This window comes from Jiella marina, from assembly GCF_024359545.1.
Classification (GTDB): Bacteria; Pseudomonadota; Alphaproteobacteria; order Rhizobiales; family Rhizobiaceae; genus Jiella.
In genome coordinates, this window is record NZ_JAKQZG010000005.1 from 120,141 (window position 1) to 133,515 (window position 13,375).

At 61.2% G+C, this 13,375-nt stretch carries 11 protein-coding genes and 1 tRNA gene; 6 read left to right on the plus strand and 6 right to left on the minus strand.

Translation table 11 applies throughout. The features are described 5' to 3' along the window. Positions 1-101: 101 nt before the first annotated feature. The 6 genes from MF134_RS10785 to MF134_RS10815 all read right to left on the minus strand — a co-directional run bounded on the left by MF134_RS10785 (position 102) and on the right by MF134_RS10815 (position 9,663). Positions 102-2,186: a calcium-binding protein gene (locus MF134_RS10785; RefSeq protein WP_304363723.1), complete on the minus strand. Its 2,085-nt coding sequence runs from the start codon at positions 2,184-2,186 to the stop codon at positions 102-104. A gap of 331 nt (positions 2,187-2,517) precedes the next feature. Continuing rightward, the gene (locus tag MF134_RS10795; protein ID WP_255339460.1) at positions 2,518-5,763 is read right to left on the minus strand and encodes a M10 family metallopeptidase; all 3,246 of its coding nucleotides are present in this window, start codon (positions 5,761-5,763) and stop codon (positions 2,518-2,520) included. 195 nt (positions 5,764-5,958) lie between these two features. Continuing rightward, a complete protein-coding gene (locus MF134_RS10800) occupies positions 5,959-6,330 on the minus strand; it encodes a hypothetical protein (protein WP_255339461.1) in 372 nt (123 codons plus the stop codon). An 11-nt stretch (positions 6,331-6,341) separates the two neighbouring features. Beyond that, positions 6,342-6,533: a hypothetical protein gene (locus tag MF134_RS10805; protein ID WP_255339462.1), complete on the minus strand. Its 192-nt coding sequence runs from the start codon at positions 6,531-6,533 to the stop codon at positions 6,342-6,344. Between the two features lie 315 nt (positions 6,534-6,848). Next, entirely contained in the window at positions 6,849-8,909 is a 2,061-nt protein-coding gene (locus MF134_RS10810) for a glycosyl hydrolase family 28-related protein (protein WP_255339463.1), read from the minus strand. A gap of 16 nt (positions 8,910-8,925) precedes the next feature. After that, the gene (locus MF134_RS10815; protein ID WP_255339464.1) at positions 8,926-9,663 is read right to left on the minus strand and encodes a peptidoglycan-binding protein; all 738 of its coding nucleotides are present in this window, start codon (positions 9,661-9,663) and stop codon (positions 8,926-8,928) included. A 432-nt stretch (positions 9,664-10,095) separates the two neighbouring features. Between MF134_RS10815 and MF134_RS10820 the strand changes: the two genes are divergently transcribed. From MF134_RS10820 to flgG, 6 genes are all read left to right on the plus strand, one after another. Then, positions 10,096-10,794: an HAD hydrolase-like protein gene (locus MF134_RS10820; protein WP_255339465.1), complete on the plus strand. Its 699-nt coding sequence runs from the start codon at positions 10,096-10,098 to the stop codon at positions 10,792-10,794. A gap of 121 nt (positions 10,795-10,915) precedes the next feature. Beyond that, positions 10,916-10,990 (plus strand) — tRNA-Val (locus tag MF134_RS10825). 429 nt (positions 10,991-11,419) lie between these two features. Then, the gene (locus MF134_RS10830) at positions 11,420-11,800 is read left to right on the plus strand and encodes a flagellar basal body protein (RefSeq protein ID WP_255339466.1); all 381 of its coding nucleotides are present in this window, start codon (positions 11,420-11,422) and stop codon (positions 11,798-11,800) included. Positions 11,801-11,804: 4 nt separating this feature from the next. Then, on the plus strand, positions 11,805-12,221 hold the full coding sequence (flgC, locus tag MF134_RS10835; protein WP_255339467.1) for a flagellar basal body rod protein FlgC: 417 nt from the start codon (positions 11,805-11,807) through the stop codon (positions 12,219-12,221). A gap of 2 nt (positions 12,222-12,223) precedes the next feature. After that, positions 12,224-12,547, plus strand: a complete 324-nt coding sequence (locus MF134_RS10840; protein WP_255339468.1) for a flagellar hook-basal body complex protein FliE — start codon at positions 12,224-12,226, stop codon at positions 12,545-12,547. A gap of 39 nt (positions 12,548-12,586) precedes the next feature. Then, positions 12,587-13,375: a flagellar basal-body rod protein FlgG gene (gene flgG, locus MF134_RS10845; protein WP_255339469.1), complete on the plus strand. Its 789-nt coding sequence runs from the start codon at positions 12,587-12,589 to the stop codon at positions 13,373-13,375.

A 13,375-nucleotide genomic window follows, 5' to 3' on the forward strand; every position in this document is an offset into this window, starting at 1 on the left:
GTCTTTGGAGTCGTGACCCCCGAGGTGCCGGATAGATGTCGTGCTCGTATGCAGTGTTGCTCGGTCATCGTCATCGAGGCTCGGCACGGGCGACCGCGGCATCAGAACACGAAGTCGTTCGCGTCGAGATCGGCGATGTTGACGTTGTTGAGGGTGATGGTGTTGGCGCCGTCGGTGATCACGGCATCGGCGCCAGACTGGGTGAGGTGGTTGGCGGAAAGATCGGCGAAGTCGGTGATGGCCGAAACGGCCGACAGGTCGATCTTCTCCAGATTGTTGAGTTCCTCGAAGTCGGTGATCGTATCCTGGCCGAACCCATCGGCGAAGATGAAGGTGTCGCCATTGACGCCGCCGGTGAGCGTGTCGTTGCCGGCGCCGCCGTCCAACCGGTCGAAACCGGCATCGCCGATCAGCGTGTCATTGCCGTTTCCGCCGAAGAGACCGTCATGGCCGGCAAAGCCGCGCAGATAGTCCGAGCCATCCTCGCCGCGGATGACATTGGCGCCATTGTCGCCGAGCAGCGTATCGGCATGGGATGAGCCGGTCAGGTTCTCGATGCTGACGAAGGTGTCGCCCGCTGCATCGCCGCCCGCCGTGTTGCCGTTGCGCAGGTCGACCGCCACGCCCGAGCCGGATTCCTCATAGCTGGCGATATCGATGCCGTCGCCGCCATCGAGCTGATCGGCGCCGGCGCCGCCGTTCAGGAGGTCGCTGCCGGTGCCGCCGAAGAGCCTGTCATTGCCGTTGTCGCCGAACAGATAGTCATTGCCGCCCTGGCCATAGAGCGTGTCGAACCCCCCGCCGCCGCGCAGGATGTTGAGCACATCGTCGCCGGAGATGGTGTCGAAATAGCCGGTTCCGAAGACCCGCTCGACGTTGAACAGCTTGTCGATGCCGGTCTGGCCGTTGCTGGCTTCATTGGCCGCGAGGTCGACGGTCAGGCCCAGCGTCAGGGCCGAATAGTCCACCGTGTCGAAGCCGGCGCCACCCGCGAAGAAGTCGCCCGTGGCATCCGCATAGGCGATCCAGGTGTCGTTGCCGTCCTCGCCGTAAATGGCGTCGGCACCGTTTCCGTCCCTTATCGTGTCGTCGCCGGTGCCACCATAGAGATTGTCGGCGCCGTTTCCGCCATCGATCGTGTCGTTGCCGGCATCGCCCAGCAAGCTGTCGTTACCGCCATTGCCGGTCAGCGTGTCGTAGCCGCCGCCGCCGCGCAGGACGTTGAGGTCGTCATCGCCGATCAGCGTGTCGAAATAGTCTGTACCGAAAACCCGTTCAATATCGCGAATTCGATCCAAGCCGATCAGTCTACCTCTGGCTTCGCCGGCATCCAATTCAACGGTGATGCCGGCCTGAATGGCTGAATAATCCACCGTGTCAAAGCCTGAGCCTGCATAATACCAGTCGGTGGAACTATCGGCGTCGGCAATGATCGTATCATTTCCAGAGCCGCCGTAGACTGCGTCGAAACCATATCCTCCCCTCAAGGTATCGTCGCCGTCTTCCCCGAAAAGCTGGTCGTCGTCTGCACCGCCGCGCAGATCATCGTTGCCGTCGCCGCCGTAAAAGAAATGGACAATGTCGTCGCCGATTATCGTGTCGGCGTGGGAAGAACCCTGGATGATCTTGATATTGTTGAGAGTGTCGCCGGCCGCGTCTCCACCGGTCATGATGCCGGTGGCCAGATTGATGGTGACGCCGGCACTCGACCCTTCGTAACTAGCCGTGTCGTTATCGGCTCCGCCATTGATGATGTCCGCGCCGGCACCGCCGATTAGCACGTCGTTTCCAGCTCCGCCGTTGAGCGTGTCCGCGCCGGCACCGCCCCAAAGCTCGTCATTGCCGCCATCGCCGTTCAGAATGTCGTCGCCGTCGCCGCCCCGGATCGTATCATTGCCATCGAGGCCGCTGTAGCGATCGTTGCCCTCGAGCAGATCGATCTCATCGTCTTCGGAGGTTCCGGTCAGATTGTCGTCGCCGGAGGTCGGCCCGGCCAGCGGCGCCGACTCGAAGCTCGGCCGAGTGGTCAATGCAACGTCGTCATTGGCGATGCCGTTGCCATGATCCCAGAGAGGCTGGATGGCCCCGATCGATGTGCCGAGTCCACCGGAATAGGGAGACCAGACAAATCGCGCGCTGGCGGTGCCAAAGAGATCATCAAACGGCCAGGTCGCGATCCGGTTCATTCTGAGGTTCCTCCACTCCAGCGTGTCGAAGTGCGGCGTCCGATGGGAGGCAGCAAGGCATGCATGCGGACAGGATGCCGCAAAAATTCGACTGCTTTCGAGAATTATCAGCTAGACAATTCAAATACCAGCCTGCGATGCAGAAGAGCCACTCGCTTCTTCGGCTAACCCGCTACGGAAGAAAAGGAATTGGGAGCGCGACGAAACTTCCACGTCATCGCGGCGCACTTCTACCAGCAATAAAACATGGATTGCCGACGCCCCCGCGCCATCGGCGCGGGTTGCATTCGTTCAGCTTGGTGATACCCGAACGCGCAGCCGTCGATTTCACTCAGAACACGAAGTCGTTGGCGTCGAGATCGGCGATGTTGACGTTGTTGAGGGTGATGGTGTTGGCGCCGTCGGTGATGACGGCGTTGGCGCCGACCTGGGAGAGGTGATTGGCGGAAAGATCGGCGAAGGAGGTGATGGCCGACACGGCCGACAGGTCGATCTTTTCGAAATTGTTGAGGGCCTCGAAGTCGGTGATCCGATCCTGGCCGAAACCGTTGGCGAAGACGAAGGTATCGCCGTTGAGACCGCCGGTCAGCGTATCGTTGCCGGTGCCGCCGTCGAGGCGGTCGAAGCCGGCAAGGCCTCGCAACACGTCGCCGCCGCTGCCGCCGAACAGATTGTTGTCGCCGGCGCCACCGGTGATGAGGTCCGAGCCGCCATTGCCGGAGAGAAGCCGCGTGGTGATGTCGCCGGTGATGATGTCGTTGCCCGAACCGCCCAGCACCCGCTCGATATTGTAGAGCTTGTCGGTGCCGATCTGGCTGCTCGATGCCTGACTGTTGGCGAGATTGACCGAAAGCCCGACGGTGGCGGTGGAATAGTCCACCGTGTCGATGCCGTCGCCGCCGCCATAGATGTCGTTCGTCCCGTCGGCATCGCCGACGAAGGTATCGTTGCCGTCCTCACCATAGACGCTGTCGGCGCCGTTGCCGCCCTGCAGGAAATCGTTGCCCGAACCGCCATACAAGAGGTCGTCGTCGGTGCCGCCATAGAGCCGATCATTGCCGTTGCCGCCGTAAAGCCGGTCGTTGCCGGCAAAGCCGTACAATGTGTCGAAACCGTTCTCGCCGCGCAGGATATTGGCGACAGCGTTGCCGAGAAGCGTGTCGAAATAGGCCGAGCCGACCAGCGCCTCGATGCCGGTCAGGACGTCACCCTGGGCATCGCCGCCGATGGTGTTGCCGTTGCGCAGATCGACCGCGACCGCGGAAGTCGAGCCTTCGTAGTTCGCCTGGTCGAAACCCTCGCCGCCATGCACCTGATCGGCGCCGGCGCCGCCATTGAGGATGTCGTTGCCGCTGCCGCCCAGGAGTTGGTCGTTGTTGGCGCCGCCGAAGAGGGTGTCGTTGCCGTCCTCGCCCGCCAGCCTGTCGTTGCCGGCATCGCCCCAAAGCTCGTCATTGCCGTTGCCGCCGAAGAGCTGGTCGTTTCCACCGAAGCCACGCAGATAGTCCCAGCCATTCTCGCCGCGCAGGATGTTGGCGACGCCATTGCCGAGCAGCCGATCGAAATAGGCCGAGCCGACCAGCGCCTCGATGCCGGTCAGCGTGTCGCCTTCGGCATCGCCGCCAATCGCATTGCCATTGCGCAGGTCGACCGCGACCGCAGAGGACGAGCCCTCGTAATTCGCCTGGTCGTAACCCTCGCCGCCGTCCATGTCGTCGGCGCCGGCGCCGCCGTTCAGGATGTCGTTGCCGCCATGGCCGCGAAGGATGTCGGCGCCGCTTCCACCGATCAGCGTGTCATTGCCCTCATTTGCAAGGTCCTCGAACAGGACCGGCAGGGTGATGGACAGCGTGTATCCGCCGGTGAAGACGCCGCGGGAAAGCGCATCGTCGACGGTGATGTAGTACCAGCCCGGCTCGTTGATGCCGAAGGAGATGTAGGGATCTTCGGAGCCGGGATCGCCTTGGGCCCCCGTCATGTCCTGGCGCGAGCCGGGGTCGGCGGCGGATTCGTCGCTGGCCGCCAGGGGTGTGCCATTGGCATCGAAGAGTTCGATCAGGGCATCGAGACCCTGGAAAGAGGCGTTGTCGACATCGATAATCATGATGCCGGGAGCCGCAACATAGATCCTGAAGGCGTCGAGACCGTTATTGTCCGCGGTCACCACGGCGCTGACATGCGGATTGGTGTCGCTCAGGAACACGTTGGGACTGGAGACGGTCCCGATATAGGGCGTGAGATCGAAGGCCGTCTGCGGCGTGTTGATCGGCTGACCGAACGGCACATTGACGAAGCCCGGACCTTCATAGCCCTGAACGCTGCGGCGATCGCCGAGGAGAACGTCATTGCCGGCTCCGCCGCGAAGGACGTCGGAGCCCTCGCGGCCGTTCAGAACGTCGTTGCCGTCATTTCCGACAAGAACGTTGTTGGCCTGGTTGCCATCGATCCAGTCATTGCCCGAACCGCCATTGGCGTTCTCGATCAGGGAACGCGTGTCGCCTTGGTAGAGAAGGGCGTTAAACACGTTGCCCTGGGAAATCAGCGCTTCTCCGGGTTCGACACCCACCTGAATGGGGCGCTGATGCGTCACGGCCCGCTGGGCCGGGTCCATGCGCGACGACTCGCCGGGCGCGAGATCGATATGCAGGGCGGTGGAGTAGTTCGACATGTCGTAAGTGTCGATGCCACCGCCGTCCCAGATCGTCAGGAAGATCTTGTTGCTGTCGAAGCTGGTGTCGCCGGCCCCCGGCAGCCCCTGTCCGACGCCGTTGACGAACATCTCGCCGGTCGTGGTCGACCAGCTGTAGACGGTGTTCGTCGCGTTGGTGGTGAAGTCCGCTCCGTACAGATGCTGCAGGGCTGCGATGTCGAGCATCATCAGCGTCTGGGGAAAGCCGTATCGTTCCGTCTGGTAGCCGGATCTGAGAAACACGTTCGGACTGCTCGAATAGGTCATCACCGAATAGTCGAGCGAGTTCCGCCAGGCCGGAATCACGTAATCCGGTCCGCGGTCATTCAGGCCATGGTCGGCCCGATGGCCGTGCTTCAGGCCGAGCGCGTGGCCGATCTCGTGGATATGCGTGGCCCAGGCGAAATTCCCGGCGCGCGGGTCCTGATACTGTCCGCCCTGCGTTCCGAAGATCACGTCGCCCGACGCCTGATCCGAGGGATCGGCGGGGTCGGGAAACATGGCGAAGGCCGTCGGGATCGGGTTGGCGTTGATCTCGCCCTGGCTGTCGGAGACGCTGAAGGCCTCGGCAAGGACCATGGTCGTCGGTGATGTCGGATTGGCGACATAATTGAGCGGGATCGTCGCGACATCGGTGAACGAGCCGTAGGTGAAGGCGATGGGGGAGGCTGCGGATGGATCGCTGTCACCGAGGATGTAGCGGACGGCAAACTGCTGAGCGGCATTGAGTTCGTTGAGGCCGCCGAAACTGAACCGGTAATTCGGACCGAAGTCCGAAATATCGTCGGCGAAACTGTAGGTGATGGGGCCGGTCCAGCGGGTCCCGAAGAGGACCCCATCCACGAAGAGGTTGCCCGTGAAGGTCGAATAGACGGCACTCGCAGTCATCGTGCAAACCTCTCGATCGTCATTGCCCAAGGCAGGGTCTCATCGACCGAGAAAATTTGTATCCCGTGCACAATCAATAGGAAAGAGCGGACGGCCCAAAAACTTCCGTTACGAAAACATTTCTGTCGAACGAACGCTCTGATTGCGACGGGTTCCCATAGGCAGACGGTTGCCGATGCGAAGAGGAAGGCTCTTTCAGCTTCTCTCTCCCATACGCCGGTCCAGCCGGTCTTCCAGCCGGCGGAAACCCTCGGCGATCTCCTTGCGAAGGCCGTCGAACTGTTCATAGGTCACGAAGCGCTCGGCGGCATCGACCCGGTAGTTGTGGAACCGGTCCGTCTGGGTCCCGATCTTCGTGTCGATCGCCATCGCCTGCAACTCGGCCGCGTCGACGCGGCGGTTGAGCTTGGCGGTCTCCTTTTCGAGTTCGGCCTTCAACTCTCGGACCTGCTGGCTGTTCGACAAGGAGCGCCCGCGCAGGTCGTACCATGCCCCGAACAGCGCCGAGATCGTCGTCACGAAGAAGGCCGCGTGGGTCCAGGAGACCGTGATGCCGTCTACCGCCATCGTCGCTGGCCTCAGGCCTGCCTGTTCTTCGGCGCGAGATAGACGAGGCCAAAGCCGAGGAGCGCGTTGAACAGACCGAGGCCAAGCCACGCATACCATGGCATGTCGACGCCCTCGGGGACGGTGGCGAAGACGGTGGTTCCGGTGGCAGCGATCGTGGCGGCCGTGGCTCCGATCGCCTTGGTGACGTTTCCAAGATTCATCAGCTTTCTCCTTTCTTCACAGTCTTGCGGCCTGGACACGCGTCCTATCGTGGTTTCGGGCACGGCCAAGGGAGAGCCAGCCTTCGGCTTCCCCGGCTTCCCTCACAGAATGCCGGATTTCTGGGACGTTTCGATGGGAGAGCGGGTTTCACCCGTCGCGGTTTCACCCCTCGACGGGCAGGGCATATGCATGCGAAAGCCGCGCCCGCGGTGATCCCCAGCGCAACGGATTGCGCTGGGGATCCAAATCGATTGATCGCGATGCCGCGGGAGTCATGGTATAATCTGACCCGCCGCGGATGCGGCGGAGCTCGATCAAGCTGCGATCGTGCCGTCCGCAAAACGCCAATCTGTTCCGTCCGATATCACGGGACGATAATTGCGATCTGTAACCACGACCATTTGACCGGCTGGGTTCGCAGAGCCCAGTGATGCAAAGCCGACAGCCCTCGGATAGATTGTCCGGTCACCGTCGATGACCTTTGAATTCGCAACCATATAGGCCGCGGTGGGCGGAATGTTTGGTCCCCAAACATCAGCCAGGCTTCCGAAGTCCATCGCCTTTTCATAGACGTCGCTGCGCAGGGTGTAGAATTCGGTGGTCCCGATTTCGCTTCCGTCCGTGTTCGAGATGAATCGGTTGCTGACGCCCGTGACTGCCTTTTCAGTCCCTGTCGAGGTGTTGCCGTAAATGACCTGAGAGGAGAGCGTCGCATTCGACTTGGATCCGTAGTCCGACCGAAGCGCTCTTATGTTGTGCTCGAAAGAAGCGAACGCTGCTGGCGTTCGACCTGTGTAATCTTCGACGATGGCCCGCAGATTGGCGCCGCTCGCTTGATGGCGAATGGCATTGGTGACATTGAGTGCGCCCGTCAGGTCCACCCAGTCCTTGTGCGTCGTGGCGGTCGGCTCGTTGGTCGAGTCGACGAAGATGTCCGCGTCCGAGGTGATGTTGGAGCCGGTTGACTTGTTGTAAATCCGGATGCCGTTGCCGATGAAGGTGTTCCCCTTCATGAAGATCTGGAAATTGTCGATATTGAGATTGCTGTCTGCAGCGTCCCTGTCCTCGATCAAAATCGAGCATGAGCAGTCATCGTCGGCGTTGTAGTATCCCATATCCGAGAACATGTTGTCATTGATTTTGACGTAGTTCGCGGACTCGACATAGACCACAGATGGATTATCAATTCCCGTGATGTTTCGATCTTCTCGCGTCTGGTAGCAGTAGTTTTCAAAGATCTGGACTTCGGCATGGTGATATAGGCGGATACCATAGCGGCGATTATTGACGTGGTTCTGGGCAATGACGGCGCCCGGCTCGCCTCGGTCGTAGGAACCGGTGTTGAAGTCATGCTGGACCACGATCCCGTCGAGGCAGTTGACCACGACGTTTGCAGTGCATGTCACCCCCTCAGGGCCATCTTTTTGTGTGCGTGGATCCCAGAACCACAGGCCGCGACGGAACCAGTCATTGACGTAATTATGGTGCGCATACGAGCCGTAACATTCTTCAAAGGTGATGGCCGAAAGCGAGGTGGTCGCATCACCGGTAATGTTCGTGTTGCTGTAATTTGTTCCGTTAAACCAGCAGTCGTGAACAACGGGCTGGCAAAGTCCACGGATATAGATGCAGTCCTTCCAGAGCCCCCGCTTTGTCGTGCTGCCTGAAGCGCCGCCAGGAACGAAGTGGACGTTCGAAATCTCAACTTGCTGCTTATTGATGAAGGATGGCGCGTAACCGGTGCGAAGTTCGATGCCGCGACCGTTGTCGTTGGGAGGATTGGTCTCGTCTTCCACCACGATATAGGAATGGACCGACAAGTCTTTGATGTTGAAAAACTGCCGCGTCTGATTGGCGGTCAGTTTCAGGAAGCCCTCATCGTTATCCGTCGTGAGGGCAATCTTTGTCGTGAATGGACCGTCTCCGACGATTGTCAGACCTGTGTGGAATTTCTCTCCTGCCGTGACTGGAGCATCGATCGTCTCTTCGATGACCGAAGAAATCAGGTATTCGCCAGCCGTAATGTGCAGGGTGCATGAGCCCTTGGTTTTTGCAATTCGCGCAGCGGCCGTCAGTGCTCGCTGGGCTGCTACAGTGTCGTCGGTTACGCCGTCGCCTTTCGCACCGCACTGTTTGAACGTGATCTCCCCAAACGGTACCCAGTACCCGCCGGCCATTCGGTCTTGGTACATTTCATGAGCAGGCTTTGTCGGTGAGTATTCATATGTCGCGTGTCCGCCATCGCCGTCCGCTGCGTAACCCCCGACCTTGATCACCTTGGAGGTCGTGGTCTGATTCACTAGATCGCTGGTGAAATTCAGACACCAATGTTCATCCTGGGCGACAGATGCCGTGGCGTTTTCACCGAGATTCATGAGCTTTCTCCTTTTTTCAAAGTCTTACGGCCTGGACATGCATCCAGTCGTAGTTTCGGGCACGGCCAAGGGAGAGCCAGCCTTCGGCCTCCCAGGCCTGCCAGAAGGGCAGGGCGTCGGCATGCGAGAGCCGCGCCCGCGGCGCATTCCAGCGCAGCTGATTGCGCTCGGGGTCGAAATCGATCGCGATACCCCAGGAATGCATGGAATAACGGGACCCGCCGCGCATGCGCCGGACGTTCAGCGATCCGCCGAAGAGATCGAGGCCAAGCGCGGCGCGCTCGCTTGCCGAATAGGTCTCGGCGACAAGCCGAAGGACCCGTTCCGCCGAACCCGCGATCTTCTCATGGAGGGTCATGCGGCGGATGCGCGTCCATTTCGACCAGGCGAGAACCATGTCGAACGGGATCTCGATCGGGGTCTGGCGCGTGCCGACCGCCCCGAAATAGGCAGAGACCTCGTTCTGGCGGGGCCACCGATTGATTGTGGGCGAGGCCAGGTCGATGCGCTGGATGGCGTCCTCGGGAGGATCGCGCCTTTCCACGGCCTCCGCCGTCTCCTCATCGACGCGGCTCGCCAATTGGCGAAGTGCGGCGACCACCGCCTCGTCGGCCATCCCGTCGACCGGCAGACCTCGGGCTTCTTCAAAACCCCTGAGCGCCGCGATCGTCAGCGGCCCGACGATGCCGTCGATCGGCCCGCAGGCAAAGCCATGGGCGGTCAGCCGGCTTTGCAGCCATGCCTCAAATGTCATCCTGAACTCCCATGAAAGAACCCGGCCGCTGAGCGCAACCGGGCACAAAAAAAGCCGCCTCGAAGGACGGCTCTGGCGAACAAGAAATTTCAACACACGCGGTTCACGACCGGCAGAGGCCGAGATGGGAACAGTCCATCCCGATTGGCGAACGCATCACGTTGGGAGCCCAGGGGAACGGTAAACCGGAATCTCGTATGTTCACCTTTTGTACTTGATTCACCGTGACGGGTCAAGTGCCATTTTTACGGATGAGGCTGCCGCCAGAGACGCTCGCATTCATCTGATGTTTCGCACGACCGGTTCAGCAGGCAGTTCACGCTGGCGGGTCATTGACCTCAGGACCGTCGCGATTCATCACACGTTCTAGAACCATCGAGTCCAACCCTCGGCGAATGTGCTGAGGGGCAGGCTTTCAGGGAAGGGGCCACATTGAGCAACCAGGTGATTCCGACGGTCGTCTTCGACCTCGACGGCACGCTCGTCGATACCGCGCCCGATCTTGCCGAGGCTCTCAACCATTGTCTGGGCCATGCCGGACTCGGGGCCGATGCGCTGAATGTCGTCCGGCCGCATGCGGGGCATGGCGCACGGGCGATGCTTGCGGCGGCCTATGAGCGACGGGGTCTGGATCTCGACGAGCCGGAGATGCAGGCCGCGCTGGAGCGCTTTCTGGCCTACTATGAAGACCATATCGCCGATCAGTCGCAGCCCTTCCCGGGTGTCGTGGCAGCGATGGATCGTCTGTCGGGTGCGGGCTTCAATATGGCTGTCTGCACCAACAAGCGCGAACGCCTTTCCCATCTTCTTCTTGAAGCGCTCGGCCTTTCGGACCGGTTCGTGGCGATTTGCGGCGCCGATACGGTGAAGCGGCGCAAGCCCCATCACGACCACCTCCTGGAGACGGTTGCCCGCGCGCAGGGCCGAGCCGGCGCGTCGGTAATGATCGGTGATTCGGCCGCCGATATCGAAGCCGCGGCCGGCGCCGATGTTGCCTCCATTCTGGTGGATTTCGGCTATGGGCCCGAAGCGGCCGTGCGACGGAAGGCCACGATCGAGATCGAAGACTATCGACAGCTGGATGCCGACCTCGTGGAAAGCCTGATCGACCGCCGCTATTCGCGCCTTTGACCGGTCGGACCGTGCAAGGCGTCTGCCGCAAGCGAAGCGATCTTTCGCGCCAGCCGGATTTGATGTTGACGCCGCGCCCGGTCGCGCCCTATAGGCTCACCACCTTGCCGACCGACGGTTCGGGCGCGTAGCTCAGCGGGAGAGCACTTCGTTCACACCGAAGGGGTCACAGGTTCGATCCCTGTCGCGCCCACCATCGTCCTCAATATCTACAAGCAATCAGACGGATCCGTGCCGTGGCCCTGCGGCCCGCAACGGGTCCTTGTTGCAATCCTGCTGGCGATCACTCCTCGAAGCACCCTCCCGGCTGGGCCGTAGCGGAACCCGATGGCGAGCCTGCGCTTCTGCCGTTCATTCCATCCCTTGAAAGACGGTGCTGTGGATCTCGTCGGCTGTGAGTTTGCGACAGCCAGTATCGATCAGACAATTGCATCCCGCAACAGGCTGACAATACAACGAGTGTTTCTCGTCTTTCTGAAGATCGGAGAACGCATCCGGTTTTTCGTCTGGAACTCTTAAGAAGCAGGCGGATCGATGCCTGCCTTTGCCTGAAGCCGCTTCCTACAAGTTTCGGACAAGTGCTCAGCCGTAGAAGGAGCATGCACCGAACAATGAAAGAAGCGTTATGGACCAGGCCTATCTTTTTGGACTCGCCTCCCAGCGCAATTCCTGGCTGACCACCCGTCAGACCGCCGTCGCAGAGAACGTCGCGAATGCCGACACGCCTGGCTACAAGGTCAAGGAGGTCGTGCCCTTCGAGGACGTCCTGAGCAGCGTGGGCACGCGGATGGTGGCGTCCAACGCCAACCACCTCTCCATGCTGGAGGCGGCTTCCGACGGTGTCGCCCGCGTCGATGCCCATGAATGGGGCGTCGAGGCGACCGACAAGAACGTCGTGATCGAAGAAGAGATGCTGAAGGGCAGCGAGGTTACTCGCGCCTACTCGCTCAACACCTCCGTGATGAAGGCCTTTCATCGCATGATGCTGTCGACGCTGAAGGGCTGATAAGATGATCGATCCCATCGTGTCCTCGCTCAAGATCGCGTCGAGCGGCCTTTCGGCCCAATCGACGCGCATGCGCGTGGTCTCCGAGAATATCGCCAATGCCAACACGACGGGCGCGACGGCCGGAAGCGATCCCTATCAGCGCAAGACCGTCACCTTCGCCGCCGAACTGGATCGGATGCTCGGCGCCGATCTCGTCAAGATCGGAGATGTCGGTCGCGACGACAGCCCGTTCATCGTCGAGCACGACCCCGGCAATCCCGCCGCCAACGCGGATGGCTACGTCAAGACGCCGAACGTGAACATGCTGGTCGAAATGGCCGACATGCGTGAGGCCAACCGCGGCTACGAGTCCAATCTCCAGGTCATCAAGCAGGCGCGGGAACTCATCAACATGACCATCGATCTTCTGAGGAGCTGACCATGATCTCTCCAATCGGCTCGACCCTTCCGATACGGGACACCCAGGGCCCCAGCAGCGTTTCGCCCGTGACGGGCGGCCTGTCGAGCGGCGCGACCGACATCGGTCCGCAGAGCTTCGGAGCCGTGCTGACGCAGCTAGCCAGCGATTCCGTCGCAACTGTCAAAAGCGCTGAAGCGACCTCGATCAAGGGCGTGAAGGGCGAGGCCTCGACCCAGGTGGTCGTCGAGGCCGTGATGGAGGCGGAGCGGACCCTTCAGGCCGCGATCGCGATCCGCGACAAGGCCGTGGCCGCCTATCTCGAAGTCTCCCGCATGGCGATCTGAGCTCGGCCTGCGCCCTGAACTTGAAACAAGGAATCTTCCATGCGCGCGCTAGCTATTGCCGCCACGGGCATGAATGCCCAGCAGACCAATGTCGAGGTCATCGCCAACAACATCGCGAACATCAACACGACCGGCTTCAAGCGGGCGCGTGCGGAGTTCACCGATCTTCTCTATCAGATCGAGCGCATGCAGGGCGTGCCGAACCGGGGCGGTGAGGGCGTTGTGCCTGAAGGCGCCCAGCTCGGTCTCGGCGTGCGTCTGGCGGCGATCCGCAACGTCCATCTGCAGGGTACGCTCAATCAGACCGGCAACCAGTTCGACGTCGCGATCAATGGCAATGGCTGGTTCCAGGTCCAGGGCCCCGGCGGCGAGACGCTTTACACCCGCGACGGCGCATTCAACACCAGCGCCACCGGCCAGATCGTGACATTGGACGGTTTCGTGGTCGATCCGGGCATCAATGTGCCTGCGAACGCGACGAAGGTGACTGTCAGCGAGACCGGTGAGGTCTATGCGAGCATCGACGGTCAGCCCGCGCCGCAGCTTCTGGGTCAGTTGACGCTCTCCACCTTCCCGAACTCTGCCGGCCTTGCCGCGCAGGGCGGCAATCTGTTCCGCGAGACGGTGGCCTCCGGCGCGCCAGTGGCGGGCGTTGCCGGCGAAGAGGGATATGGCACGATCCAGCAGGGCTACCTCGAAGACTCCAACGTCGATCCGGTGAAGGAGATCTCCGAACTCATTTCCGCCCAGCGCGCCTATGAGATGAACTCCAAGGTCATCACCGCGGCCGACGAAATGGCGAGCGTGGTCTCCAAAGGCATGAGGTAA